Origin of the sequence: Arboricoccus pini, from assembly GCF_900187945.1 — a bacterium.
In the GTDB taxonomy this organism is placed as follows: domain Bacteria; phylum Pseudomonadota; class Alphaproteobacteria; order Geminicoccales; family Geminicoccaceae; genus Arboricoccus; species Arboricoccus pini.
Map to the genome: position 1 here is coordinate 55,067 of NZ_FYEH01000009.1, position 25,981 is coordinate 81,047.

A 25,981-nucleotide genomic window follows, 5' to 3' on the forward strand; every position below is an offset into this window, starting at 1 on the left:
ATCTTGCGTTTCGGTCAGATGAACTTTCGGATCTTTCGTTTTGCTGAACGGCACCCGGAGCGCGACGCTGCAGCGGCGATTGAAGATCGTTGATCTCATTCGTCGGCACGACGCCATGCGGGTTGAGGATCTGAGCCTGATGTTCGGCGTGTCTGCCGTAACGATCCGCAGCGATCTGGCCTATTTGGACGACCAGGGCCTGGTAAGGCGTGGTTTCGGCAAGGCCCAGGCGCCGAGCGACTTTCCGGCCCGGCAGACGGGCCTCAGCCGCCAGGAGAGCGAACCCCTCCTCGCGGACTGCGCCAGCCTGATCCTGTCAGCACAGCAAGTCTTCCTCGGGCCCGGCGATCTGCCGCTGCAGCTTTTGCCCTTTCTCCGCCAGCAAACTGGACTTGCCGTGCTCCTGGCACGTATCGACGCCGTAATGCTGGCGCGCCAATGCCTGGAGGGGGCGATTCACGTCGTGGGTGGAGCCATCCTCGATGACGGCGTCACGCTTGGCGGCCCCCAGGCCGAGGCGCATCTGACCGGCCAGATTCTTGATATGGCTGTATTGGAAGTTGCGGGTCTGAGTCCTGCAGGGGTGTTGTTCAAGTCGCCCGAGACGCGCGATCTCGCGCTCGTCGCTTGTAGCCGGGCAGGACGTCGGATCGGCCTTCTCGCCGCCACGGCGCCGGTCGATGCTGGCCGCGATCAGGTGCTGGATCTTGATTCATTTGACGACCTCCTCCTGCCGCCCTCGGCGCAGCCGGCTCTGCTCGATGTCGCCGCGTCGCACGGCTTTAGGGCCGAAGAGTGGAGTGGCGGTTCTGTTCTGGTGCGGCGGCACCCTCAACGCGAAGGTTTGGAACCGGGAAGATGAATGCAGGGAAGATCGTCACGCTTGGGGAGATCTTGGTTGAGATCATGGCCCAGGACGTCGGCCAGAGCTTTCGCTCCGCTGGCCCGCTGGTTGGTCCGTTCGCAAGCGGCGCGCCGGCCATCTTCATCGATCAGGTCGCCAAGCTAGGGCACCCTTGTGGCATGATCAGCGCTGTTGGCGACGATGATTTCGGCTGGCTCAACATTGAGCGACTCAAGCAGGACGGGGTCGATGTCGGGGCCATCGCCATCAGCGAGGAGTACCCGACGGGCAGCGCCTTCGTGCGCTATCGCGACAATGGCGAGCGCGATTTCGTCTTCAACATCAAGCACAGCGCCTGCAGCAAGATCGCCGTCGATGCGGCGGCGGAACGCCTTCTCGAGGATTGTGGCCATTTTCACGTGATGGGGTCCTCGCTGTTCTCCTTTCGCATGATCGACGCCATGAAAAAGGCCATCGAGATCGTGAAAGCCAAGGGCGGCACAATCTCCTTCGATCCCAATGTCAGGAAGGAGATGCTGAACATCCCGGAGATGCGGGCGGCCTTGGAGTTCATGCTAGGTTATTGCGACATCTTCCTGCCTAGCGGGCCCGAATTGATGCTGCTGACCGAAGCAAAGGATGAGGCCTCGGCGATCGATGAGATCCTCAAGCAGGGCGTCCAGAGTATCGTCGTCAAGCGTGGTGCCGAAGGCTCAAGCTACCATGACGGCACGACCACTCTTCGGGCACCCCCTTTGCTGACGAAGGAGATCGATCCAACTGGGGCAGGGGACTGCTTTGGTGCCACCTTTGTTACCTGCCGCCGTCTCGGCAGGAGCATCGAGGAATCGCTTCTCTACGCCAATGCCAGCGGTGCTCGCACGGTGACCGTGCGTGGCCCGATGGAAGGCGCCTCGACCTTTGCCGAACTCGACGCCTTTATTTCTGAACGCCGTCAGGCAGGAGCATCCGCATGAGCAATCCTCTGGCAAGCCTGGCCGCAGATCGGCAAGCGGGACTTCGACGTGGCATCACCTCGGTGTGCTCCGCCCACCCGACCGTAATCACCACGGCCCTGGCCCGGGCCGTACGCGAAAAGCGGCCGGCCCTCATCGAGGCCACCTGTAACCAGGTCAACCAGGAAGGCGGCTATACCGGCATGACGCCGGCAGATTTCCGCGATTTCGTCGCCGGCATCGCAGCGAAGGTCGGCGCGACGCCGGATGACTACCTCCTGGGTGGCGATCATCTGGGGCCCAATCCCTGGCGGAAGCTGCCGGCGCGGGCGGCGCTGGAGCGCGCCCGGACGATGGTCGCTGCCTATGTCGATGCCGGGTATGGCAAGATCCATCTCGATGCCAGCATGGGCTGTGCCGATGACCCGGTAGCCCTGGCGGACGAGGAGATCGCCAGGCGGGCAGCCAGCTTGGCGGTCGTGGCCGAGGCGCATGCTAAAAAGAGCGGCCAAGCCTTACCCTATTACATCATCGGTACTGAGGTGCCGACTCCCGGCGGCGCGCTCGAATCGCTCGACCACATGGTCGTCACAGATCCGGCCAATGCGGCCCGCACCGTCGAGTTGCATCGACAGGCGTTCAAGGATGCTGGCGTCGAGGCGGCCCTTGAGCGCGTGATCGGGCTTGTCGTTCAGCCAGGCGTCGAGTTCGGCCATGATAGCGTCGTGCAGTACGCGCCCGACAAGGCACGGGCACTTTCTGCCTATCTGGACGAGGCGCCAGGTCTCGTCTTCGAGGCCCATTCGACGGATTATCAGACAGCTGATCGGCTGCGAGAGCTGGTTGAGGACGGATTTCCTATTCTGAAGGTCGGGCCAGGGCTTACCTTCGCGTTGCGCGAAGCGCTCTACGGGCTCGATGCCATCGCCCTGGCGCTCGATTCGAGTTGGCGTGAACACACGCTAGCCGCCGCGATGGAGCACATCATGACCGCTGATCCAGGCTATTGGCGGGATTATTATCAAGGCGACGCCGCGACACAGCGTTGGCTTAGACATTACAGCTACAGCGATCGTATCCGGTATTACTGGACGAGCGAGGCAGCCGGAAAGGCCGTGGGAAGACTGTTGGCGCAACTGGGTGAGCAACGGCTGCCGGAGGTGCTGATCAGCCAGTATCTGGGCCGACTTTATCGGCCGGTCGTCACGGGTGAGGTGGCGCCCACGGCCGCGAGCCTCGTGCGGGCCGCGGTCGACGCGGTGCTTGAGGACTACGCGGCGGCGACACGGGGTTGAGCTGCCACAGATCGAGTTTCGTCGGCGCGCCGTCGCGCCCTAAGGACAGGACAAGGATATGAGACTGGAAGGTAAGGTCGCCATCGTTACGGGCGGGGCGGTTGGCATTGGCCGTGCGATCTGCGAGCGCTATGCCAAGGAGGGTGCGAAGGTGGTGGTGGCCGACATCCGCGAGGATCTGGCCAGGGAGGTGGCGGCCGCGATCGGCGGTTCGGCCATCGGCGTCGGTGCCGATGTCACCAAGCAGGCCTCGATCGACGGTCTCGTCGCGGCGACGATCGAGAAGTTCGGCCGGATCGACATCCTGGTCAACAATGCCGGCATCTTTACCGCGGCACCGCTCGAGGAGATCACGCACGAGCAATATGCTCGCGTCTTTGCCGTCAATGTCGAGGGCGTGCTCTTCACGGCCCAGGCGGTGGCCAAGCACATGATGGCCCGCAAGGGTGGTGGCAAGATCATCAACCTTGCTTCGCAGGCGGGCCGGCGCGGCGAGGCGTTGGTGGCCGTCTACTGTGCCTCGAAGGCGGCCGTGATCAGTCTGACCCAGAGCATCGCGCTTTATCTGGCGCCGCACGGGATCAACGTAAACGCCATCGCGCCAGGCGTCGTGGACACGCCCCAATGGGACGAGGTGGACGCGCATTTCGCCAAGTTTGAGGGACGTGCGATCGGCGAGAAGAAGGCCATGGTCGGCAAGGCCGTGCCGATCGGCAGGATGGGGGTGCCAGAGGACATGACCGGCATGGCGCTCTTCCTGGCCTCCTCTGACAGCGATTATGTCACCGCCCAGACCTATAATGTCGACGGTGGTAACTGGATGAACTGAACCGCTTGATCCGGCTGTCTGCCAAATGACGGCCGGAATCTGGTCTTTGAGTCAAAGCCGGCGCATAAGGTCGCAGTTTCGCTGGCTCCAGGATGACACGATTTGCGCCCGCTCAACCAAACGACGCTCTCCGGTTTAGGCGACCTTACGGCAGTGCCGACCTATGATCGAGACAATATCAGGGCCGGTATCGCGCATTTAAGCGTGGGTAATTTCCACCGCGCGCATCAGGCGGTCTTCATCGACCGCTGCCTGGCCCTGCCGGGCCAGGAGGGCTGGGGTATCCTCGGCATCGGCGTCCAGGAAACGCCGGCCGAGCGCGTCAAGGCCGACGGGCTGCGTCGCCAGGACGGCCTCTATACGCTTACCCTTTTTCCGCCCCGAGGCGCGCCTTCGACGGCGGTCATCGGCTCCATTGTTGGCTATCTCGTGGCACCGGACGATCCAGGCGCCGTGCTGGACAGGCTGACCGAGGCGGAAATCCGGATCGTTTCGCTGACGATCACGGAGGGTGGCTACAATATCGATGAGCGGACGGGCGATTTTCGCCTTGATGCGCCCGCCATCGTCCATGATCTCGCCCATCCCGAGACGCCGCGGACGGTCTTTGGCCTGATCACCGAGGCTCTCCGGCGCCGTAGGCGGGCGGGCACCCCGGCCTTCACCGTCCTTTCTTGCGACAATCTTCGCCATAATGGCGATGTCCTCCGCAAAGGCATCCTGGCCTTCGCTGGCGCTATTGACCCGACACTGGCGGCATGGATCGGCGCGGAAGCAAGCTTTCCCAACAGCATGGTCGACCGGATCACACCCGCCGTGACAGCCGCGGACCGCGAGCGGCTGAATGCGCAGACGGGTATCGACGACGCTGTGCCGATCTTTGCCGAGGACTTCATCCAATGGGTCATCGAGGACCGGTTCCCGACCGGTCGGCCCGCGCTCGAAAAAGCAGGCGTGATCTTTACGAGCGACGTTGCGGCTTACGAGCAGGTCAAGCTTCGGATGCTGAACGCCACCCACAGCATGCTGTCCTACCCGGGACTTCTCCTTGGCCATCGGCTCGTGCATGAGGCCATGGCCGATCCCCGCATTCTTAACTATCTGCGCTGCTTCCTCGACCACGACGTCATTCCGCTGCTCGAGGCGCCGCCCGGCATGTCGCTCGAAGCCTACCGCGACAGCGTGCTCGACCGGTTCGCCAATCCGGCGATCGCCGATCAGCTGGAACGCATAACCTCCGATGGTGCCGCCAAGATCCCGGTCTTTCTGGGTGATACGCTGGCGGCCATTCTCAAGCAGGACGGTGATTGCCGCCGGCTGGCGTTCCTCCTCGCGGCCTACGTCACTTATCTGGGCGGCCAGGACGAAAAAGGTCGACCTTTCCGGGCCGACGAGCCGCATTTAACGGCGGGAGACCGGGACCTCATTGCCGCGAGCGATCCCTGCCAGGCCCTACGTATCGATCCATTCAAGGGGCTGTACGTGACGCCGGTCCTAGAGGCCGCATTCAGGCTCTATCGCCAGCGTTTGCAAGAGGGCGCCGCCGATCGCTGTCTTCGCGAATTACTTCAACCAGCCTAGTTTCCATCAGCGCTGCGCCTCGAACCATCTGGTCTGATCCTGGTCTCGTAGACGACAAGAGTTGCCTAAATGCGCCGCATCCTGCCGTTTTCGCGCTGATGCGGCGCCCAGGGAGTTCAGCCTAGCGATTTCGCGATGTCGATAGCGCCGCGCACCAAGGCCTGCGTCGCTTCGGGCGTGCGGAAGGCCGCATGCGGCGACAGCGTGGCGTTCTCGAGGCTGGCCAGGGGATGGCCCGCTGGCAATGGCTCGGTCTCATAGACATCGAGGGCGGCGTGGAAAAGATGTCCGCTTTTGAGCGCCTCGACCATCGCCGCTTCGTCGATCACCGCACCGCGCGCCGTGTTCACCAGCAGGCAGCCTGGCTTGAGCTTGGCCAGCATGGCGGCGTCGACGAAGTGTCGGGTTTCGTCCGTCAGCAGTAGATGGACGGATAGGACGTCGCTCTCGGCTACGAGGGTTTCAAGTTCGACGAAGGTCACGTTCGGCACATCACGCTTGGTCCGGTTCCAGGCAATGACCTTCATGCCGACGCCAGCGCAGAGGCGCGCCATCTCAGTGCCGACGCCACCGACGCCTAGGAGACCCACGGTCTTGCCCGTGAGCTGAGGTCCCTCGACGCTGAGCCAGCCGCCTTTGCGCATGCCGCGGTCCATGGCGGCGATGCCGCGCGCGCCTGCCCACATCAGCGCGAAAGCATGTTCGGCCACGGCCGTGTCGCCATAGCCCTTGATGGTGTGGACCTTGATGCCGGCTGCTTCCAACTCATCGACATGCATGTAGCTGCGGGCACCCGTCCCTAGGAAGACGACGTTCTTGATCGTCTCGGCGGCAACCAATGCCGAGGTTGGTAGGAAGGTGTGATCGTCGATGATGTAGTCATAGCCCCGGCAGATCTTCGTGATTTCCCCGGCGGGCACATCGCTGATCTCGCGTAGGACGACTTCTGGATCGCCGTCCCGGCCGACCGAACGGTAGATGTCGGCGAGACCATCGCTCGCATCCAGAAACAAGCCTTTCATGAGATCCTACTCCTTTAGTTGATGAATAGTGCTACCGCCCCGGGTGCCCGGCGAGGCGCTGGATTAAGTGGCAAGCTTTTTGCTCTGATCGTGAAGACCGAGAGAACTCTCGGAAGTCATCTCGACTGCTGTGTTTTTCCATGTAACAGAGCAGGAATATAAAGTATAGAGAAACGAAAAGGCAGGGCTGGACTAGGTGGGACTTTAGGTAACCCTGACCAGAATCTGTATATTCGTCGTATTCGACTGGTATTCTCCCGATATCGATTTACCAAGGACTTAGGGATGCGACCGAAAAAACTGAGAAGCTGGGGTTACTCTACCGCCGCTGGCATTGTAGCGGGCGTCTTCTGCATGACGCTGGCACAACCCTTCGCGCATGCCGCCTCGCCGGTGGAAGATCCGATGGGAGTCATCCGAATTCCCAAAGGCGCGCCAGTGCAGATCGGCGCCTATTGGGTGATTTCCGGGCCTGACACGGCTCTGGGCGAGGATTCGGTGCGTGGCGCCAAGATCGCCATCGCGGACTTGGGCGACAAGGTTCTGGGCCACCCGGTCAAGCTGAACGTCGAGGACGACCAATGCACGCCCGAGGGCGGACAGACGGCCGCCACCAAGCTGGCCGCAAACCCGAACACGGTGATCGTTCTGGGCCCGGCCTGCTCCAGTGCCGCCACGGCCGGCGCGCCTATTCTCTGGAATGCCGGAATCAGCAGTATCGGCACCGCCTCGACGGCACCCTCGCTTACGGCCGCCGATCGCAAGCCCGAACTGGCGGGCTTCCTGCGAACCATCTACAGCGACGCCCAATCCGGCGCCAATGACGGCAAATGGCTCTATAAGGAGGCCGGCGCCAAGACGATCGTGACGATCAACGATGGCAGTCCCTACAGCTCTGAACTTGCCCGCGTTACCGGTGAGAGCTTCATCAAGGAAGGAGGTAAGGTTCTTTCCGCTGAGGCCATTCAGCCTACCGACGTCGATCTGAAGCCGCTGCTGACACACATCGCGACCCTCAAGCCCGACAAAATCTACGCGCCGCTTTTCGTGGCCGCGACGGCACAACTCTTGCGCCAGGTCAAAGAAACTCCCGGCCTTGAGAATGTCGAGGTCATCGGCGAAGGCGCTCAGGCGGCCGGCGCCTTGATCGAGGCCACCGGTCAGGCGATCGTCGGCTTCAAGCTCGCCTATCCGGATGTCTCGCCCGATGCCATGGGCAAGGGCTATCCGGGGTTCCTTGAGAAGTACAAGAAGATGTTCGGCGAGGCACCGATCAGCGGCTATCACGCCAACGCCTATGATGCGGCCGTGCTCGCGGTCAAGGCCATCGAGCAAGTGGCCAAGCAGGGTGACGACGGTGCGCTCTATATCGGCAAGAAGGCGCTCCATGACGCCCTCTTCACCATCAGCTTCGAGGGCATGGGCGGCACCGTGAAGTGCAATCAGTATGGTCAGTGCGCCCAGCTCAAGTCGGCGATCTACCAATATGTCTCGGCCGATCCCGCGACGTTCTCGATCGGTACCAATCCTAAAAAGATCTGGCCCTAAGCGATTTCCTCCTCGGGCGCTACCGACCACGGTCGCGCCCGGTTTTTCAGACATGCGGAGCGCGTAGCGGATGGCAGTCCAGATACCTGAAGACCGGCTCAAGATCGCGCGCTTGTCGCGGATCAGCATCGTCGATGTTCTGCTTTGGGCGCTCAGGATCGGCGTGCTCGGGGTCGTGATTGCCGGCACGATCGGTACGTTGATCAATGGCCGCTACGGCTGGACTCAATGGGTCGACTTCGTCGTCTTCGGCCTGACGCTGGGCAGCATCTACGCCCAGATCGCCCTGGGCTACACGATGGTCTATGGCGTTTTGCGTCTCATCAACTTCGCCCACGGCGATTTCATGATGAGCGGCGCCTTTTCCGCCTTCTTTGTCGCCAACGCGTTCTACCGCTCCGGCTTCCTCGAGAGCCATCCGGTGCCGGCCCTCCTTTGCATTCTCATAACGTCGATGATCGTCTCGACCGCGGTAGCCCTGCTGGCCGAGCGCTTTGCCTATCGTCCGTTCAGGCGGGTCGTGGGGCTGGCGCCGCTGATCTGCGCCATCGGCGTCTCCTTCTTCCTGCAGCAGACCTTCCGGGGCATGTTCGGCTCTTCCATCCGCGCCTATCCCGATCCTTCCTGGCAGCGTGCCACGATCTCGTTTCTGGGCATCGAAGTACAGGCGGTCGAATTATTGGTGATCGGTCTTGCCGTCCTCTTCATGATCGGCCTCTACCTGATCGTGCAATACACCAAGATGGGCAAGGCGATGCGCGCCGTGGCCGAGGATGGCGATGCCGCCGCCCTCATGGGTATCGACGTCGACAAGGTCGTGGTCTTCACCTTCATGTTGGGCGGTGCCATGGCCGGCATCGCCGGCGTCTTTTACTGCTTTGTCTACAAGCAGGTCTATTTCTACATGGGCTTCACGCCCGGCATCAAAGCGTTCGGTGCTGCTGTCCTGGGCGGCATTGGCAGCATCCCCGGCGCCGTGCTCGGCGGTTTCTTCCTGGGACTCGTCGAATCGGTCGGCCCCGCCCTGTTTCTGGACGGCCTGGGCATTCCCGGCCCCTACCAGTTGCGCGACGTGATCGCGTTCACCCTGCTCATCATGGTGCTCATTTTCCGTCCGAACGGGATCCTGGGTGAGCGCCTTGGAAAGAAGCGCGCATGAGCATTGCCATTCTCAAGGCCCCATCCGTATCGGTCGCCAGCGTCGACGTCGCCCGCACGCTGCGGATGGGTCTGTTGCTGGGCGGCGTTGGCGTCTACCTGGCCGCTGTGGGCATCCTCGCGATGTTCAATGAGCGCTGGATCATCGTCGGCCTGCTGACGCTGGGCTATGGCGTTCTCGGCCTCGTGTATCTCGTGGCCGGCATGATCAGTGCCAGACGTGGTGCCGGCCTGATGACGGCCCTGGCCTCGGGTATCCTGAGCGGCGCTATTGCCGGTCTGACGGTGTCCGTCCTTGGACTCGTCATTGGTCCCTTCAGCCTACAGAGCGTCTTCACCCAGCTCAACGGCAAGCTCGCCGACAGCCTGGCACTGGGTCTAGCACCGCTTTCGGGTCTGCTGGTCATGCTGGGGATCGGCGCTGTCTGCGGTGCTATCGGAGCGATCCTGCGCTTTACGCCCCTGACCGTACGCCGGCCGCTCGTCATCGCCGCCCTGGTGACCGTCACCGCCGGCCTCTTCCAGGAACTTATTCAGATCATGCTGCAGGACGGACCGCTAACCCCGGTGCAGGACCTGATCTACGAATGGGAGGGGCTGACGGCGCAGGGAGCGGCCATCGTCTTCGTCGTTGCCTTCATCCTAGCCTTGATTGGCGTGCAAATCAGCCGGCGCCGGGCGCGTGCTGCTGCCGCGAAGGCCAATGCCGACAGCGGTCAGTCGCTCACCAAGATGGGAATGATCTTCCTCGTGCTCGTTCTGCTGCCGCTAATGGGTGGCAATTATATCGGTCAGGTGCTCCTCCTGGTCGGCCTCTATATTCTCATGGGCATGGGGCTCAATCTGGAGGTGGGGCTGGCGGGCCTGCTTGACCTGGGCTTCGTCGGCTTCTTCGCTGTCGGCGCCTATGTCACGGCTCTCCTGACCGCCAATCACCCGATGGCGATCCTGCATCTCAATTTCTGGGTGGCAATGCCGATCGCGGTCTTGGCGTCGGTCGTCGTTGGCGTGCTCTTTGGTATTCCCGTGCTCGGCGTGCGCGGCGATTATCTTGCAGTGGCTACCATGGGCCTCGGCGAGATCGTCCGTGTGCTCGTCGTCTCCGATGCAGCAAAGCCCCTGCTGGGCGGTCCTCTCGGCATCACGCAGGTGCCAAAGCCGGCGATCTTCGGCTATGGCCTGACCACACCGATCCAGCTTTATTATCTGACTCTGGTAGCGTCCCTCGTCGCCGGCCTGATCGCTTGGCGTCTGGAAGGCTCGCGCCTTGGCCGTGCCTGGATGGCGCTGCGCGATGACGAGGACGTGGCAGCCGCTCTCGGCATTGATCGGATCGAATGCAAGCTGCTGGCCTATGGTCTGGGTGCCGCTTTCGCCGGCCTCGCCGGCTCGATTTTCGCGGTCATGCTGGCCTCCGTCTATCCAAGCAGCTTCCAGCTAGTCGTCTCGATCAACGTTCTGGCGCTCATCATCGTGGGCGGCATGGGCAGCCTGCCGGGCGTGGCGATCGGTTCTTTGGTCCTGATTGGTCTTCCCGAGTTGCTGCGCGAGTTCGGCGAGTATCGCTACCTCTTCTACGGCGTGGCATTGATCTTCATGATGCAATTCAGGCCGGAAGGGCTCATGCCATCGAAGGTCCGCAAGCGTGAACTTCATGCCGCCATGGGCGAGACGTCCGAGCCGGCGGTACCCACCGCGCGCGCGGCCTAAGGAGAAGCTCGATGGCGCACGATACCATTCTTCTCACCAACAAGGTCTGCTGCAATTTCGGCGGGTTGAAGGCGTTGAGTGATCTCGATCTCGAGATCATCGAAAACAGCATCCACAGCCTGATCGGCCCCAACGGGGCGGGCAAGACCACCGCCTTCAATGTCATCAGCCAGAACATCAAGCCAACGTCGGGCGAAATCTGGTTCAGAGGTGCCAGGATCGACGGGGTCAAGCCGCATCAGGTGGCCGAGATCGGCATGAGCCGGACCTATCAGAACATTCGCCTCTTTGCCAATGTCACCGCGATCGAGAACATCCTGGTAGGCATGCATCTTCATCTGCGCTCGACCTGGTGGGGCTCGATCTTCAACACGCCAGCGACGCGGGCAGACGAAAAGCGGGCGCATGACGAGGCGCTGCGTCTGCTGGAATTCGTCGACCTCAAGGGCCGTGGCGATATCATCGCCCGCAATCTGCCCTACGGCGATCAGCGTCGCCTCGAGATCGCCCGGGCACTTGCCGCGCAGCCCAAGCTCCTATTGCTGGACGAGCCGACCGCCGGCATGAACCCGCACGAGATCTCCGACATGATGGACTTCATCCGGAAGGTGCGGGACGAAGTCGGCGTGACCATCCTTCTGATCGAACATCAGATGCGCATCGTCATGGCGCTCTCCGACAAGGTGACAGTGCTCGATCACGGCCAGAAGATCGCCGAGGGACTGCCCAAGGAGGTGCAGGGCAATCCTGCGGTCATCGAGGCCTATCTCGGCAGCGGCAAGCTCGTGCCGAAGAAGGCGCGTGATGCGGCCCGTGCCACCCTGAACGCCTGAGAGCCGCCATGCCTTATCTCGAAGTCGATGATCTGCACGTGGGCTATGGGCAGATCGCGGCGCTCAAAGGTGTCTCCTTGAGCGTCGAGAAGGGCCAGCTCGTGACCCTCGTGGGTGCCAACGGCGCTGGCAAGACGACACTTCTTCGCACCATCAGCGGCCTGCTTCGACCCTCGAGGGGCAGCGTCAACTTCGATGGCCAGCGGATCGACGCGATGGAGGCGCATAAGATCGCGGGCACCGGCCTGGTCCAGGTGCCGGAGGGGCGGCGCATCTTTGGTCGGCTGACGGTGAGCGAGAATCTCGAGCTTGGCGCCTTCACGCGCAACGACAAGGCCGAGATCATGGCCGACAAGGAGCGCATGATGACGGTTTTTCCGCGTCTGAAGGAGCGCTTTCGCCAACTTGCGGGCACCCTCTCGGGCGGCGAGCAGCAGATGGTGGCAACGGCCCGGGCACTCATGGCAAGGCCCAAGGCGCTCCTCATGGACGAGCCAACCATGGGCCTCTCGCCCATCATGGTTGAGCAGGTCTTCGACACGATCCAGACCATCCATGCACAAGGCGTGACCATACTTTTGGTCGAGCAGAACGCGTTAATGGCGCTCTCCGTAGCCGATTACGGCTACGTCCTGGAGAGCGGTCACATTGTTCTCGAAGGGCAGGGGGATGCCCTGGTCGATGATGAACGCGTCCGGCATGCTTATCTGGGCTGAAGCCCCCATTCGTCTTTCTTGTGGCCATCCATTCATCGGATAAGGAATTGTCGACGCCATGAGCCGGCACATGCATCTCGTCGCTTATCTGTTTAGCGGTCCGACATCCCACCATCATGGCATGTGGCGGCATCCGTTCAGCACCAACAAGTTCCTCGAGCCCGAGTTCTACGAGCATTTGGCGCGTACGCTCGAGGAGGGCTTCTTCGATGCGTTGTTCTTCGCCGACGTGCAGGGCATCTACGACTATGTGAACGACAGCTACGACGCCATTCTTGGCAAGGGCGGCCAGATCGGGCTGCTCGATCCGATCCCCTTGATCTCCCAGATGGCGCGGGTCACGAGCCGCATCGGGCTTGGACTCACGCTCTCGACCACTTTCGTTCGCCCCTACATGCTGGCCCGGCTCCTGGGCACGCTCGATATCCTCTCCAAGGGGCGCATGGCCTGGAACGTGGTCACCTCGGCCGGTGCCATGGAATCCCGCAATTTCGACATCGAACTTCCCCCACGGGACGAGCGTTATGACCGGGCCGACGAGGTCGTCGAGGCCTGCATGAAGCTCTGGCATAGCTGGGAGGACGATGCGTTCATCATCGACAAGGATTCAGGTGAGTTCGTCGATACTAGCAAGGTTCATCGGGCCAATTACGAAGGCAAGTGGATCAAGACGCGCGGACCCTTGACGACACCGCGCAGCGAGCAGGGGTATCCGGTGATCATGCAGGCCGGCTCGTCGGAGCGTGGTCGCGAATTCGGTGCACGCTGGGGCGAACTTATCTTCACGCTCCAGCACGCCAAGGAGGACATGATCGCTTTCTACAACGACTTCAAAGGCCGCATGGAGAAGTATGGTCGCAGTCCGCGTGATTGTGCCATCCTGACCTCGGCCGATCCGATCGTCGGCGAGACGGAGAGTATTGCCAGGGAAAAGCAGGCCTTCATCAACGAGCGCATCGACCCGACGTTGGCGATTGCGCTGGTCTCTTCGCATACCGGCATCGATTTCACCAAGTTTCCACAGGACAGGCCGATCGAGGATATCCGGATCGAGGAAGGTTCGAGAGGATCCTTCGACGTCATCCTTCAGGGCTCTAAGGCCAAGGGCCTGACGCTGGCCGACGCTGCCAAGCAATTCGCCACGAGCGAGCTATGTCCGCAACTCGTCGGCACGCCCGAAAGCGTGGCCGATCAGATGCAGGACCTTTTCGAGAGTGGCGCCGTCGACGGTTTCGTTCTCACGCCTACGGAACTGCCGGGCACGTTCGAGACCTTCTCGCGCAGTGTCGTGCCGGTCCTGCAGAAGCGTGGCATCTTCCGGAAGTCCTATGCGGGCTCGACCTTGCGTCAGCATCTCCACGATTGAGATATTGCCGAGCGTGATTCCGTAATTGCCGGAATCACTCTATGCGGATCTCGTCGCTGCTTTGAGTGAGCCCGCCCATGCCTTCCGTCCGTCCCGTCATCGAGGCTATCCTGTTTGACAAGGACGGCACGCTGATCGACTTCCGTCAGAGTTGGATGCCGGCCTACAAGGCGGTGGCCCTGGAACTGGGGCGGCTTGCTGGCGGCGGATCGGCGCTGGCTGACCTTCTTCTTCGTCGACAGGGTTACGAACCCACCACCGATACCTTCACGGACCAGAGCCCGCTGCTCTGGGATACGAACGAGGCGATCGCGGCGCGTTGGGCGGCAATGCCGGAATTGGCGGCGGTGCCCGATGTCTCGGCCCGCACCCTGGCACATCTGGCCGACGAGGTGATCTATCCACCGGTTCCGGTGGGCGACGTCGCGGCGCTTTTCTCCCGGTTGCGCGAGCGTGGCCTCAAGCTGGGCATTGCCACGATGGACGATGAGGCCAAGGCCCGCCATCTGGCGGCATGCCACGATCTGGCACCTCATCTCGAACTTATTATCGGCTGTGACAGCGGTCACGGTATCAAGCCGGAACCCGGAATGGTCGAGGCGTTCTGCCGCGTTGTCGGGGTTCCGCCCGCCCGGACCCTCATGGTGGGCGATACGCATGCCGATCTTCAGATGGGGCGGCGCGCCGGCTGCGGCATGGTGGTGGGCGTGAGAACCGGTGGTACGCCGCTTGCCGTTCTGGAGGCCGGCGCCGATATCGTACTCTCGAGCGTCATGGAGATCGAGAGCATCCTTTGAATTCGATCCCTGGGCTCGCGGGGCACCAAGGGAGACGAAATGCGCAAGCCATCGGCAGGAAGCGTCAGGGTTGGCATCGGCGGCTGGATCTTCGAACCCTGGCGTGGCGTCTTCTACCCGGACGGCCTGCCGCAGAAGCGGGAGCTCGAATTCGCCAGTCGGAAGCTCAGCACGATCGAGATCAACGGTACTTATTACGGCTCGCAAAAGGCCGAGGCCTTTGCGCGTTGGCACGACGAGACACCTTCTAACTTCGTTTTCTCGTTGAAGGGGCCGCGGTTCGCTACAAATCGGCGCGTGCTGGCCGAGGCGGCTCCTTCCATCGAGCGCTTCATCGGCAGCGGTATTCTGGAGCTCAAGGACAAGCTCGGACCGATCAACTGGCAGTTCATGCCGACAAAGACATTCGACCCAGATGATTTTGCGGCCTTCCTTCGACTCCTGCCGGCAACGCACGAGGGCCGGAGCCTGCGCCACGCCGTCGAGGTACGGCATGAGAGCTTCAAGGAGCGGTCCTTTGTCGAACTTGCCCGCCAGCATAAGGTGGCGATCGTGCTAGCGGGTGATTCGCATTTCCCGCTGATCGCCGATCAGACGGCCGACTTCGTCTATGCACGAATCATGGGCACGAGCGCCGAGGAATTGCTCGGGTATGCGAGAAACTCGATTGAGCAGTGGGCTGGACGCGCAAACGTATGGCGCCAGGGCGGCTATCCCGACGATTTGGCGCTTCTCAGCGCGAAGAGACCGGTCGCTGGTCGCGATGTCTTCCTCAATGTCATCAGCGGCTTCAAGGAGCGCAACCCCGCGGCGGCCATGGCCATCATCGATCGACTAAGGCAGGCATGAGCGTGGCGCGACGCGCCAGCAATCGTATCCTCATATGTCTTTTGGTCTCGATTCCTGATGACGATTTAGCCAAAAAGGCTCTATGTTGCGGGATCAACTCAATCATAGATATAAGGCGAGGTGCGGATACTCGACGGTGGAGAGATGAACGGTCGTAGCTGCCTGATGAGCACTGCCATCTGACCGGGACCAGTCTTATCCCTCTCTTCGTCTCGGAAATGCACGATCGGCCGTTGTTGGAGGTCGGCTGTCATGGCGGAGTTTTGTCGTGGTCGATCGGCAGGCGGGTCTGCGCCGGGCTTACGAAGCCTGTGACCTCATTCGAGGCATCTGCTCAGCCGACTCCGATTCGCTCTACGCTAAGTCGGCAGAGTTGCTTCATGGGATAGCCATCACCGGTGGTGGAAATTTATCGCTGCTTATGCAGCCGGCAATGACGGTCTTCGCTACCATGGAGATGAAAATTGTGTGCGTATCTGAATATGCAAGCCTTTGTTTGTCGCGATCACTTTCCACTGGCGGGTTGAATTTCCGTCGACTCGTTATTGGCTTATAAGTCAAATGCGCCGGTCGTTTCCGGCTAATTCTTTGAACATGAACGGGCCCATTAGATGAGCAGTTTGTCAAATCAAGTCCGTGAGATTCTTGCCCAGGGGCAGTGGCTCAAGCGCGATCTCGAAACCTTGCGCGATGATGCCGATCTCTATGACGCGGGTCTTTCCTCGCACGACTCGGTCAACCTGATGCTGGCATTGGAAGAGGCGTTTGACGTCGAATTTCCCGATGCACTCCTTAAGCGTCGAACATTCGAATCGATTCAGGCAATCTCCAGTGCACTATCCCAGCTCAAGATTGATGCCCCTGTCCCATGAGCAATTTCGTCGAGCGCGCGCATCGAGTCGGCCGGGAAGTCGCTAGCAGACACGTGGATTCTGTCGATCGAGACGCCCGGTTCCCGCGCGAATCGTTCGATGCGCTGCGCGACGAGCGGCTGCTGGGGATGCTCATGCCGCGCGAACTCGGTGGCGAGAGCGCGACGATTGGCGATGCCGTGGCCGTGGCGCACGCGCTCGGCCAATATTGTTCCGCCACCGGCATGATCTTCGCGATGCATCAGATCCAGGCTGCGTGCCTGATGCGACATGGGCTGTCGAGCGAAGGTCTTCGGTCAGTGGCTTCGCGGGTGGCGCGAGATCAGCTCCTCCTGGCCTCGGCTACGACCGAGACCGGCGTTGGCGGCAATGTGCGCGAGAGCATCTGCGCCGTTCAGGCGAAGGATCATCGCTTCACCATTGAAAAACAGGCTTCCGTCATCTCCTATGGCAGCCATGCCGACGGTATTCTGGCGACGGCTCGCCGCTCGCCGGATGCTGCGGCGAGCGATCAGGCCTTAGCCGTGCTGCTGGCCGAAGACTATACGCTGGAGCAGACGAGCGGCTGGGATACGCTGGGTATGCGCGGCACTTGTAGCAATGGCTATGTGCTGCGGGCGGAAGCTCCGCTCGACCGACTTTTGCCGTTGCCCTACGCTGATATCTCGGCGCGAACCATGTTGCCTATCACCCATCTGACATGGGCCGGCACATGGGTGGGCATCGTCACGGACGCCGTGGCGCGTGCTCGGGCCTATGTTCGGGCCGAAGCGCGAAAGCGAGGCAGTGCGCCACCCGCTGCTATTCGGCTGGCCGCGCTCGTGGCGGGCCTGGAAGCAATGCAAGGTCATCTCGAAGCCGCTCTTGCTCGATTCGAGCGGGCGAGCGATTCCCCGGACAAGTTAACCGCGATGTCGTTTGCGGTTGCCATGAATGCCTTGAAGACCAGCACGTCAACGCGTGCGGTCGAGCTGATCAACGAGGCGATGTTAATCTGTGGTATCAATGGATATCGGAACACAGGGCCTTATAGTCTTTCGCGGCATCTGCGTGACGCCTATTCGGCGGCCATCATGGTTAATAATGATCGGATCATGGGCAATACCTCTAATTACCTTCTCGTCCTTAAGGACATACCGGAACTGAACGCGTGAACATGCAAGCAACAGAAACAATGGCCGGCCCTGAACATTATCTGTCTGAGTTGGTTCGTGCGGGACTGCTGATACCGGTTGGGGTCGACGGTCTTTATGGGCGTAGCGGTGACTTTGAGGACGTGATCGAGGCTTTCAACAATGTCATCACCCGTCTCGGGCGGGACGATGGCGCGGAGGTTATGCGTTTTCCCCCGGGTCTGAACCGTCTGCATTTCGAGCAGAGCGAGTACCTCAAGAGCTTTCCGCAACTTGCGGGCACCGTGCACAGTTTCATGGGCGGCGAGTGCGAGCATCACGAGTTGCTACGTCAGCTGGCCGAGGGCGAGGACTGGACGGGTGAACAGAAGCCCACCGATATTGTCATCACGCCGGCTGCCTGCTATCCGATCTACCCGGTCCTGGCGGCGCGCGGCGCTCTGCCGAGCGGCGGTAAGCTCGTCGACGTTTATTCCTATTGCTTCCGACACGAGCCGTCGAAGGATCCGGCCCGGATGCAGCTCTTCCGTATGCGCGAGCATGTGCGGATCGGCTCGCCCGAGGAAGTCGTTGCGTTTCGCGAGACATGGCTGGAACGGGGGCGCATGCTCGCAACCGAACTCGGCGTACCCTTCGAGGTCGATGTCGCCAACGATCCCTTCTTTGGCCGAGCGGGCCGGATGCTGGCCGCCAATCAGCGGGATCAGAATCTCAAGTTTGAGCTCCTCATCCCGATCACGAGCAAGGAGCGGCCGACCGCCTGCATGAGTTTCAATTATCACCAGGATCATTTTGGCGAGATCTGGCACATGCAGACTGCGGCGGGCACAGTGGCGCACACGGCCTGTGTCGGTTTCGGCATGGAGCGCGTGGCTCTGGCCCTCTTTCGGCATCATGGCTTCGATCTGAAGGCCTGGCCGGAAAGCGTGCGCAAACTGCTCTGGGGCTGAGGCGATGCACACTCCCTCGTTCCTGCCGAAGCCGGGCTTTATGCCGCACGCGCTTCATGGCTCCGAGCGGATCTGGCTAGAGACGAACTGCTACACTGATCTCTGGATTGAGGTCGTCCATGCCATGGACGCTCAGCCCGTAGCAATGCTGCCATTCGCCATTGACCAGGAATTCGAGGGCGATCAGTTCACCTTCTTCAAGCCGCCGCTCGAAGACCTTCGAACCCTGTTTGGCGTGAAAGTCCAAGAGCTGGCGATTTTCGACGACATTGTCGGTCATGTGATCGAGCAGGTGGAGCGGGATCGTCTGGTCATCGTCGAGCTCGACGCGTTTTATCTGCCCGACACGCAAGGCGCGTCCTATCACCAGGAGCATGTCAAGACGACGGTCGGCATCGCCGAGATCGATCCGGGCGAGCGACGTCTCGGCTATTTCCACAATGCTGGTTATTTTCATCTGGAAGGCGAGGATTTCACCCGGATCTTCCGGTTGGCTCCCGACCAACGGGACCAGCCTGAACTTCTCTTCCCTTATGTGGAGATGGTGAAGCGGGAGGTGCATCCATTGCGGGGCGCGGCATTGCGCGTGGCCTCGCTGTCCTTGCTTCGCCGTTATCTTCACAATCGTTCGAGAGCGAACCCCTTCGTTGCCTTTCGCGAGCGGTTCCTGGCCAATGAACCGGAGCTGCTCGAGCGGCCAATGCCTCGTTTTCATGCCTATGCGTTCAATAATCTTCGCCAGGCCGGTGCCAATGCGGAGCTTTTAGGCAGCTATCTCGAGTGGCTGGCGGGGCAGGGGGAATCGCGCCTGGAGCAGCCACGGGCGGATGCGTTGCGCATTGCCGAGATCATGAAGGTCATGCAGTTCCAGCTGGCGCGTGCCGTGCACCGGCGGCGGCCCATGGATGCGCGGCCTTTGCTGGCGGAGCTCGAAACGACGCACGATCGGCTGATCGGCGGCCTGATGGATTGCTATGGCTGAGGAAGTCTGGCGTCGTCTGCCGGCCCCCGCCGGCGGAAGGATGCCACTCGCTCAATGGTTGCTTGCCCTGGTCGCCCCAGGAGCCGCTGCCCGCCCGAGCGAGTTACCCGAAGGCACTGCCTGGCAAGCAGCAGGAGCGCCGGGCACGGCAGCCTCCGCCCTACGCGACGCCGGCCTCCTGACCCTGGATCGTCCAAGTCCGCTGCATACGCAGGATGTTTGGTATCGCTGCGATCTCGAGGGTGAAGGATCGGCCCTTCTGCGTTTCGAGGGACTGGCGACCGAGACCGAGGTTTGGCTGGACGATGAACGCGTCCTGCATACCGACTCCATGTTCAAGGCGCACGAAGTCGAGGTCGAGCTTCGCCCGCAAACCAGACTCTGGCTCTGTTTTCGGGCTCTGGAGGGGACACTCGGGCGGCAGCGCGGCAGGGCCAAATGGCGTCCTTCCATGATCGACGACCGTCGGTTGCGCGGCGTGCGTACGACGCTTCTTGGCCACATGCCTGGCTGGTGCCCGTCGGTCGATCTCGTCGGTCCATGGCGGCCGGTCGAGATCCTGCGGCCGGCATTAGCCTGCCCGCCTGCGGGCTTTCCATTCGATCTGCGAAGTTCACTGGTTGGCAAGACAGGTATCGTCGAGCTTTCCGTCGTCAGTGAGACTGGGGGCGACTGGGGCCTGGAGGTCGAGGGGCGTCGGGCGCCGTTGCGTCCCGGAGCTCCAGGCATGCTGGTAACCAGGCTCGAGATCGACGAGGTTGAGCTTTGGTGGCCGCACACCCACGGTACCCCGCGTCTCTACGCGGCAAAGCTCATCGGTCCGGATTTCTGTCTGGAACTCGGTCAGATCGGCTTTCGGCGTCTGGATCTCGATCGAGGCACCGATGGCGAGCGCTTTGAGCTGACCATCAACGATCAGCCTATATTTTGTCGCGGTGCCGTCTGGTCTTCTGCCGACCTCGTCGCCATGCCGGCCGATCGCGCGGCCTTCGAACCCTGGCTTCGGCGCGCGCGCGATGCCGGCATGAACATGATCCGCCTCAGCGGTGTGGCCGTCTATGAGGCAGATGCCTTCTACGCCTGCTGTGACGAACTGGGCCTCCTGGTCTGGCAGGACTTCATGTTCGCTAATTTTGATTATCCGACCGATCTGGACTTCCGACATAAGGTCGAGGCGGAGGCTCGCTGGTTCCTGCGCCGGACGGGGGCAAATGTCTCGCTGGCCATTCTTTGCGGTGGCAGTGAAGTATTCCAGCAGTCAGCCATGCTGGGCCTCCCGGCGCAGTCACTGGATTTCAGCCTCTTCGATACGCTGCTTCGGGAGATCGTCACTGACCGACGTCCTGATGTAGCCTATGTCCCGAACTCGCCGTCGGGCGGCACGCTGCCGTTCCAGGTAGACCAGGGGGTCGCCCATTATTACGGCGTCGGCGCCTATCTTCGGCCGCTCGAGGACGCGCGGCGCTCTGGCGTCCGGTTTGCATCGGAATGCCTGGCATTCGCGAACATGCCCGACACAGCGATGACCGAGAGGTTTCTCGACCACGGCATTGCGCCGGGACATCACCCGCAATGGAAGATGACGGTGCCACGTGATCTCGGCGCCAACTGGGATTTCGAGGACGTCCGCGATCATTATCTGGAGAGCCTTTTTTCCGTAGACGCGCGCCGTCTGCGCACGGAAGACCTGCAGCGCTATCTGACATTATCGCGGGCAACGACAGCAGAGCTCGTCGTCGAAGTCTTCAATGAGTGGCGTCGTCCCGCCAGTTCTTGCAGCGGCGCTCTCGTCTGGATGCTGCAAGACCTCCGGCCCGGCGCCGGCTGGGGCGTCCTGGACGCGGACGGCATGCCCAAATCAATCTGGCACGGGCTAAAGCGGGTGCTGACGCCTTTGCATGTCGGCATGACCGACGAAGGCTTGAACGGCCTGGCACTGCACGTGGTCAATGAAACCGCAACCGCCTGCGAGACGGAACTGCAATTGCAGGCGATGGGAGAGAATGGCGCCGTGCTGGCTGAGGGGCGCCGGCAACTAGTCGTCGGTCCGCGCGAATCCTTCAGTATCGGGGCGTGGGAACTGACCGGCAAGTTCTTCGACTTCACATATGCTTATCACTTCGGCGCGGCCAGCCACGTCGTGAACATCGCTGTGCTTACCACCCACGATGGGAACACCGTCCTCGCCGATGCTTGTCATTTTCCCCAGGGGCGAGCATTACGCCGGGAGGATGTCGGGCTGGATGCAAAACCGAGCCTGGAAAACGGGGTCTGGTATCTGGACGTTACGACGTGCCTTTTCGCACAGAATATTCACATCGAAGATGAGAACTATGTAGCCGATCTCGAATGGTGTCATGTCTGGCCCGGAAGGGCTCGCCGACTACGGCTCGAGCCGCGCGCCAAAAACGTCAAGGCGGCGCCTAATGGCTATCTCGTCGCGGTGAACGCCCGCGATCGCGTCCGCTACCGCGGCGAGGCCGGCTAGAATCAACTTAGCGTACGCGCGGGCGCCCGATGAGCGGCCACCAGCGCATCGGGCTGTTGCCGAAGAGCAAGGCCTTCTGCTTGTGCAGCCCGACGGGCTTTGTCGACAGCACGCTACCTAACGCACGCATCTGCGTTTCGTCCCAGTCCTGGGCCGCCTGAGAGGCGCGCGCGCTCGAAGCACGCCATAGGTCATCGTCCGTCATCAATGCCAGGAGGACGCGACTGAATCCCGCTGCGTCCCCGTCTGGCACGGTCAGAACCGCGCCATTCCCACTCTCCTCGAGGCCGCGCGCCCCGAATTCAGTGCTGACGACTGGGACCCCGCAGGCGAGAGCGTCCAGAAGCTTGATATTGATACCTGTGCCGAGGACGATCGGGTTGATAAGAATTCCCCCTTTCTCCATCGCATCGGCGACATGCGGCACCCGTCCCATCTTGACGATCGTCGGCCGATCCTCGACGGCATCACACACCGATCCCGCCAAGTAGAGTTTGAAATCGGGCCGCACGGCCAGAACCAGAGGCATCACAGTGTCGATGAAATAGCGCAGTGACACGACATTGGCCTCGAATGCCGAGCCAATAAAGCAAGCCGACCGGCGGGAAGGCGGGTCGACCTTGCGGCTTCGGTCCAGCGTGTGGCTGAGCGTCACAACGCGTGTCGGCGTACCATTGGTCAGCTCGCGAAAATCCATGGCTTCCCGTTCCTGGATCGCCATGACGACATGAGCCCGTCCAAGGCCGCGTGCTTCGTCAGTGCTGCGAAGGGAATAACCGGCATGGGCGCGGCCCGCCGCTTCGAAGAGCTTGTGGCGATCGGTGAAAGCGTCATGGGTGTCTACGACCTTGAGGACGCTGTCGGGGAATGCGTCAAGAGCCTTTGAGTTAAAAACATAGATGACTATGGCAGCATCAAAGTCACGCTCGGCATGTAAAGCCTGGAGCTGCGGAAGAAAGCCCGTGTAGAATATTTCATCAAGATTATAGTAATGTGAACGTTCCGAGCCGAGGGCCCGATAAACCTTTCGGGTCATTCTGCCCGCGACGCGCTTGGCCATATAAAGGCTGTCGACGAGACCTTCGCGCTCCAGGCGATGAACGCCCTGACTGCCGAAATAGTCGTCGTGTGCCTGCCAATCCGCCTCGCCAGCCCGACGAGACGGAAGAAATACAAATTCCACTTCATGCCCGAGACTGCGCATGGACTGAGAAAGATTGAACAGTCTGGCCCTGTTCCCCCCTGTGCAGGGAAATATAGGAACAGTAGAGATCAAAGCAATTCTCATGTCGCGGTCCCTGAAAAACGACAAAACCCGAAAAGCGCGCCAAGTAATACCTTCCAATAGGGAGATTAGGTCTACAGGTTCTTCTGCGTATGTAGATCTTGGCTCGCCATCTGGTGCGCGAGCTGATCTTAGATATTCCTGGGCTCTTGGCTAGCCTCCCGGTCACCCTATATGCCTTATAGTATGTTGCCCTGGATTTTATAGATCAGATTGGACGCCGACGCTGGCGTTATAGTATCGTGCGGCCAATAAGACGGCGCGTAAGGGCTCGTTGCGATTGCTTGCTCTGAGGTCGGCGGTGACGTGGGCCGATCACGCGCGACAAAGCAGAGGTGTTCATGCCGAAACTGTTCGGTATTTTTCGGATGTTGCGATCCGATATCGTGGTGAATGTGACGGCGCGAACCTGCAGCCAGGTCATAAGCTTGCTAGCGGTTCTGGTGGCGGGCCGCTTCCTCACGCTCGAGCAGTTCGGCGCGTTCTCGATCGGCTCTACGAGCTATGTCATAGGGGTCACCTTCGTCTATACCGGCTTTTACGAGTACCTGCTCACCAAGAAGAACGAGGAGGAGACGCGTGATACGGTCTTCTTCCTCATGTTGGCGGTAGCGGTACTGGTCGCCCTTGCGCTTATTGTCGCCGGACTTGCGATTGGCCCTCAGCGTTCGATCATCGCCAAGGTCTTGATCACCTTTTCCGTTTTGCCACTGCTGGCGGCGCCAGCTGCCTGGAGCGAGGCGCTGCTTTTGCGGCGTAAATCCATTCGCCGATTGAGCTTTGGCAATTTCGTCCCTGAGTTCTGTGCGCTCTTCGTTCTGATCGCCTTCCTCGAACTTGGCTGGGGAATCGAGGCGCTGATTGCTTGGCGCGTCGCAGCCGGTGTTCTTTCCACGGCATCTTTGTGCATCTGCGCCCTTACGCGTCCAAGGTTCACCTTCAATCGTACGGTGGCCCGCGAGGCGGTCCGTACCGCGTTTCCTCTCTATGGCAGTACGGCGACCCAGCTTTTTTCCGGCTATGGCGCCGACATGCTCCTCGCACTGATGCTCTCGCCGGCCGCTGTGGGCGCTTATCGCGCCGGCTCGCGGTTTGTGTCGGCGATGGCTGACGTCATCTTCCGACCTGTCAAGACCTTGAGCTGGTCGCGTATAGGTCGCGCCGCCCGCGAGGAAGACAAGACGGCGATGGCGGAAGCATGGATCAAGCATGTGGGCTTTCTGGCCATGGTCTCATGGCCCGTTTTCATTGCCGTCATGCTCCTGGGTCCGAGACTCGTCACCACCTTCATCAATCCGGGTTGGAGCAATGTCGGGCCGGTCATCTCGATTCTGGCGGCGGCGGCACTCTTTCAGGTCTTTGATCTGTTTCTCGAGCCGATGATGATTGGCCATGGCGACCGACGCGTCTTCCCGATGATAAGGATCATCTCGCTTGCGACGATGCTGCTGCTTCTTATCGCCTTGGCTCGGTTCGGGGCCGAGTATGCGGCAATCGCGGTCGCCCTATCGCGTGCCCTGGTCGGGATCATGGCGGTGGTCGTTCTCGCGCGACGCGCAAAACTGGGCTGGCGTCCTTTGACGGCAGCGTTGATTATGCCGGCCGCGCTGGCGGGGTTTTGCGCCATCTTCGTAACCATGGCCGATCACAGCGGCCTGCTGCCGTCGCGGGCCGCCGAGCATCTCATGCTGGTTGGCGGTGGTGCGGGCTTGATATGGATCGTGATTGCCGGCCTTCTCCTGTTTAGCCGCCGTGTCCACCTCCCTACCGGATGAGGCGCTAACGGCGCACAAGGCAGCCAATTTGGATGGTGCTGGTCAATCACTGCCATCGACGTAAAAGGCTGAACCCGTCCAACTTCTCTGACGCATCGCCGGCTTGCCTCAAGTCGACCGGCGGCTAGCCAACAATGTTGGTAGGGCGGCGGGCCGGCCGCTTTTCCAAACATTGAAGTGAGACTGCCTTATCGCCGGGCCAAGATGGCAGAGCCGATATGGGTTACCTCAGGATGTCCACCGGCGACGAGCTAACCGGGCGCGGACATGCGCCTTGTGCCGACTGATGACTGCGCTCGGATGCAGCGCACCGCGCAATGAAGTTAGGGTAATGGTGACCGCAGGACGCGTGTCGTCAAGATGGTTGGTGTCCGCCAGGACGTTGATCTTATTAGTTGAGCCGATCGCATCTAACTCGCGCTTCAAGAGAAGCGCCTTACTGATCTAGTCAACCCGCAATAAACTCCAGTTGACTGCAAACTTCCTTCATCGCAATCAGCCATATTGCAATATCGTGCCTGTAAAAACAAGCGGTCTTAATGAAAAATCAATCCATGAGCGAGTGCGCCGTCTATCCGACCATGGCGCCCTTCGGTGCGCCAGATCGCCCATTCGTCGCGCGTGAACTTTAGCCAACTCTAATGTCGGCGATCAATTCGTCAAATTTCGCCCGATTTGGTAGGACTATGCTCATCGTTCGAACTTTAGGGGCGAACGAAGCTGCGGCAACGTACGCACCAGCATACGCATATGCCAACAATTCGAGACGAATCGAGCATTCGTCTTTGCAATCAACCGGGCCGGGAGCCAATTTGGGGCAGGTGGTGGTTAAGGGGAAACGGCAGTTCGTCTCCGCTTTTTAGTAGTGGCGATTTTGGGAACTGCATCGCTTGGCTCGGAGATGGTGCTCACCACACCTTGCTGCCGATCAGCGCGACTCCTTCTAGTTATGATGCCTTCGAATAGAGTGCGGCATCAATTTAGATTAGTTC

21 protein-coding genes are annotated in these 25,981 nt (G+C 61.0%); 19 read left to right on the forward strand and 2 right to left on the reverse strand.

All coding sequences use genetic code 11. From position 1 onward, the window contains the following. The first annotated feature begins 40 nt into the window (after positions 1-40). From CFB17_RS12970 to CFB17_RS12990, 5 genes are all read left to right on the forward strand, one after another. A complete protein-coding gene (locus tag CFB17_RS12970; RefSeq protein ID WP_088561986.1) occupies positions 41-862 on the forward strand; it encodes a DeoR family transcriptional regulator in 822 nt (273 codons plus the stop codon). Beyond that, entirely contained in the window at positions 859-1,821 is a 963-nt protein-coding gene (locus CFB17_RS12975) for a tagatose kinase (RefSeq protein WP_088561987.1), read from the forward strand. The genes CFB17_RS12970 and CFB17_RS12975 overlap by 4 nt, the downstream gene beginning before the upstream one ends. Continuing rightward, positions 1,818-3,095 carry a D-tagatose-bisphosphate aldolase, class II, non-catalytic subunit gene (locus CFB17_RS12980; RefSeq protein WP_088561988.1) on the forward strand — a complete coding sequence of 426 codons (1,278 nt, stop codon included), beginning with the start codon at positions 1,818-1,820 and terminating at the stop codon, positions 3,093-3,095. Before CFB17_RS12975 ends, CFB17_RS12980 begins: the two co-directional genes overlap by 4 nt. 58 nt (positions 3,096-3,153) lie before the next feature. After that, a complete protein-coding gene (locus tag CFB17_RS12985) occupies positions 3,154-3,924 on the forward strand; it encodes an L-iditol 2-dehydrogenase (RefSeq protein ID WP_088561989.1) in 771 nt (256 codons plus the stop codon). A 102-nt stretch (positions 3,925-4,026) separates the two neighbouring features. Continuing rightward, on the forward strand, positions 4,027-5,505 hold the full coding sequence (locus CFB17_RS12990; RefSeq protein ID WP_088561990.1) for a mannitol dehydrogenase family protein: 1,479 nt from the start codon (positions 4,027-4,029) through the stop codon (positions 5,503-5,505). Between the two features lie 116 nt (positions 5,506-5,621). On the opposite strand, the gene CFB17_RS12995 is transcribed toward CFB17_RS12990, so the two are convergent. Then, entirely contained in the window at positions 5,622-6,527 is a 906-nt protein-coding gene (locus tag CFB17_RS12995; RefSeq protein ID WP_088561991.1) for a 2-hydroxyacid dehydrogenase, read from the reverse strand. Between the two features lie 354 nt (positions 6,528-6,881). On the opposite strand from CFB17_RS12995, the gene CFB17_RS13000 reads away from it, so the two are divergent. The 13 genes from CFB17_RS13000 to CFB17_RS13060 all read left to right on the forward strand — a co-directional run bounded on the left by CFB17_RS13000 (position 6,882) and on the right by CFB17_RS13060 (position 21,929). Continuing rightward, positions 6,882-8,075 carry a branched-chain amino acid ABC transporter substrate-binding protein gene (locus CFB17_RS13000; RefSeq protein WP_165769604.1) on the forward strand — a complete coding sequence of 398 codons (1,194 nt, stop codon included), beginning with the start codon at positions 6,882-6,884 and terminating at the stop codon, positions 8,073-8,075. A 70-nt stretch (positions 8,076-8,145) separates the two neighbouring features. Then, positions 8,146-9,234 (forward strand): branched-chain amino acid ABC transporter permease, encoded by a 1,089-nt coding sequence (locus tag CFB17_RS13005; protein ID WP_088561993.1) that lies wholly within the window; start codon positions 8,146-8,148, stop codon positions 9,232-9,234. Further along, a complete protein-coding gene (locus CFB17_RS13010) occupies positions 9,231-10,943 on the forward strand; it encodes a branched-chain amino acid ABC transporter permease (protein ID WP_088561994.1) in 1,713 nt (570 codons plus the stop codon). The genes CFB17_RS13005 and CFB17_RS13010 overlap by 4 nt, the downstream gene beginning before the upstream one ends. Before the next feature lie 11 nt (positions 10,944-10,954). After that, positions 10,955-11,776, forward strand: coding sequence for an ABC transporter ATP-binding protein (locus tag CFB17_RS13015; protein WP_088561995.1), 822 nt, complete (start codon positions 10,955-10,957; stop codon positions 11,774-11,776). Positions 11,777-11,784: 8 nt separating this feature from the next. Further along, complete coding sequence (locus tag CFB17_RS13020) at positions 11,785-12,492, forward strand: ABC transporter ATP-binding protein (protein WP_088561996.1); 708 nt, start codon at positions 11,785-11,787, stop codon at positions 12,490-12,492. A 58-nt stretch (positions 12,493-12,550) separates the two neighbouring features. Then, positions 12,551-13,858: an LLM class flavin-dependent oxidoreductase gene (locus CFB17_RS13025; protein ID WP_088561997.1), complete on the forward strand. Its 1,308-nt coding sequence runs from the start codon at positions 12,551-12,553 to the stop codon at positions 13,856-13,858. Positions 13,859-13,935: 77 nt separating this feature from the next. Continuing rightward, a complete protein-coding gene (locus tag CFB17_RS13030) occupies positions 13,936-14,655 on the forward strand; it encodes an HAD family hydrolase (protein ID WP_088561998.1) in 720 nt (239 codons plus the stop codon). Positions 14,656-14,694: 39 nt separating this feature from the next. After that, positions 14,695-15,504 carry a DUF72 domain-containing protein gene (locus tag CFB17_RS13035; protein WP_088561999.1) on the forward strand — a complete coding sequence of 270 codons (810 nt, stop codon included), beginning with the start codon at positions 14,695-14,697 and terminating at the stop codon, positions 15,502-15,504. 611 nt (positions 15,505-16,115) lie between these two features. Continuing rightward, positions 16,116-16,376, forward strand: a complete 261-nt coding sequence (locus tag CFB17_RS13040; RefSeq protein WP_088562000.1) for an acyl carrier protein — start codon at positions 16,116-16,118, stop codon at positions 16,374-16,376. Next, on the forward strand, positions 16,373-17,530 hold the full coding sequence (locus CFB17_RS13045) for an acyl-CoA dehydrogenase family protein (protein ID WP_088562001.1): 1,158 nt from the start codon (positions 16,373-16,375) through the stop codon (positions 17,528-17,530). The genes CFB17_RS13040 and CFB17_RS13045 overlap by 4 nt, the downstream gene beginning before the upstream one ends. Before the next feature lie 20 nt (positions 17,531-17,550). Then, positions 17,551-18,459: an amino acid--[acyl-carrier-protein] ligase gene (locus CFB17_RS13050; RefSeq protein WP_407642420.1), complete on the forward strand. Its 909-nt coding sequence runs from the start codon at positions 17,551-17,553 to the stop codon at positions 18,457-18,459. Positions 18,460-18,463: 4 nt separating this feature from the next. Next, on the forward strand, positions 18,464-19,441 hold the full coding sequence (locus tag CFB17_RS13055) for a DUF1839 family protein (protein ID WP_088562003.1): 978 nt from the start codon (positions 18,464-18,466) through the stop codon (positions 19,439-19,441). Between the two features lie 40 nt (positions 19,442-19,481). Continuing rightward, entirely contained in the window at positions 19,482-21,929 is a 2,448-nt protein-coding gene (locus CFB17_RS13060; RefSeq protein WP_133063905.1) for a glycosyl hydrolase 2 galactose-binding domain-containing protein, read from the forward strand. 7 nt (positions 21,930-21,936) lie between these two features. Here CFB17_RS13060 and CFB17_RS13065 read toward each other — a convergent pair whose 3' ends face one another. Continuing rightward, positions 21,937-23,241, reverse strand: coding sequence for a glycosyltransferase (locus tag CFB17_RS13065; RefSeq protein WP_133063906.1), 1,305 nt, complete (start codon positions 23,239-23,241; stop codon positions 21,937-21,939). A 314-nt stretch (positions 23,242-23,555) separates the two neighbouring features. Here CFB17_RS13065 and CFB17_RS13070 point away from each other — a divergent pair, with 314 nt between their 5' ends. Next, positions 23,556-24,989, forward strand: a complete 1,434-nt coding sequence (locus CFB17_RS13070; protein ID WP_088562006.1) for an oligosaccharide flippase family protein — start codon at positions 23,556-23,558, stop codon at positions 24,987-24,989. Positions 24,990-25,981 lie beyond the last annotated feature (992 nt).

Excerpts from the sequence above, each read along its gene's own strand:
- CFB17_RS13010 (WP_088561994.1), top strand. The coding sequence starts at position 9,231 with ATGAGCATTGCCATTCTCAAGGCCCCATCCGTATCGGTCGCCAGCGTC.
- CFB17_RS12980 (WP_088561988.1), top strand. The coding sequence starts at position 1,818 with ATGAGCAATCCTCTGGCAAGCCTGGCCGCAGATCGGCAAGCGGGACTT.
- CFB17_RS13015 (WP_088561995.1), top strand. The coding sequence starts at position 10,955 with ATGGCGCACGATACCATTCTTCTCACCAACAAGGTCTGCTGCAATTTC.
- CFB17_RS12995 (WP_088561991.1), bottom strand. The coding sequence starts at position 6,527 with ATGAAAGGCTTGTTTCTGGATGCGAGCGATGGTCTCGCCGACATCTAC.
- CFB17_RS13020 (WP_088561996.1), top strand. The coding sequence starts at position 11,785 with ATGCCTTATCTCGAAGTCGATGATCTGCACGTGGGCTATGGGCAGATC.
- CFB17_RS13055 (WP_088562003.1), top strand. The coding sequence starts at position 18,464 with ATGCACACTCCCTCGTTCCTGCCGAAGCCGGGCTTTATGCCGCACGCG.
- CFB17_RS13040 (WP_088562000.1), top strand. The coding sequence starts at position 16,116 with ATGAGCAGTTTGTCAAATCAAGTCCGTGAGATTCTTGCCCAGGGGCAG.
- CFB17_RS13070 (WP_088562006.1), top strand. The coding sequence starts at position 23,556 with ATGCCGAAACTGTTCGGTATTTTTCGGATGTTGCGATCCGATATCGTG.
- CFB17_RS12975 (WP_088561987.1), top strand. The coding sequence starts at position 859 with ATGAATGCAGGGAAGATCGTCACGCTTGGGGAGATCTTGGTTGAGATC.
- CFB17_RS13045 (WP_088562001.1), top strand. The coding sequence starts at position 16,373 with ATGAGCAATTTCGTCGAGCGCGCGCATCGAGTCGGCCGGGAAGTCGCT.
- CFB17_RS13025 (WP_088561997.1), top strand. The coding sequence starts at position 12,551 with ATGAGCCGGCACATGCATCTCGTCGCTTATCTGTTTAGCGGTCCGACA.
- CFB17_RS13050 (WP_407642420.1), top strand. The coding sequence starts at position 17,551 with ATGGCCGGCCCTGAACATTATCTGTCTGAGTTGGTTCGTGCGGGACTG.
- CFB17_RS13035 (WP_088561999.1), top strand. The coding sequence starts at position 14,695 with ATGCGCAAGCCATCGGCAGGAAGCGTCAGGGTTGGCATCGGCGGCTGG.
- CFB17_RS13005 (WP_088561993.1), top strand. The coding sequence starts at position 8,146 with ATGGCAGTCCAGATACCTGAAGACCGGCTCAAGATCGCGCGCTTGTCG.
- CFB17_RS13000 (WP_165769604.1), top strand. The coding sequence starts at position 6,882 with ATGACGCTGGCACAACCCTTCGCGCATGCCGCCTCGCCGGTGGAAGAT.
- CFB17_RS12985 (WP_088561989.1), top strand. The coding sequence starts at position 3,154 with ATGAGACTGGAAGGTAAGGTCGCCATCGTTACGGGCGGGGCGGTTGGC.
- CFB17_RS13060 (WP_133063905.1), top strand. The coding sequence starts at position 19,482 with ATGCCACTCGCTCAATGGTTGCTTGCCCTGGTCGCCCCAGGAGCCGCT.
- CFB17_RS13030 (WP_088561998.1), top strand. The coding sequence starts at position 13,936 with ATGCCTTCCGTCCGTCCCGTCATCGAGGCTATCCTGTTTGACAAGGAC.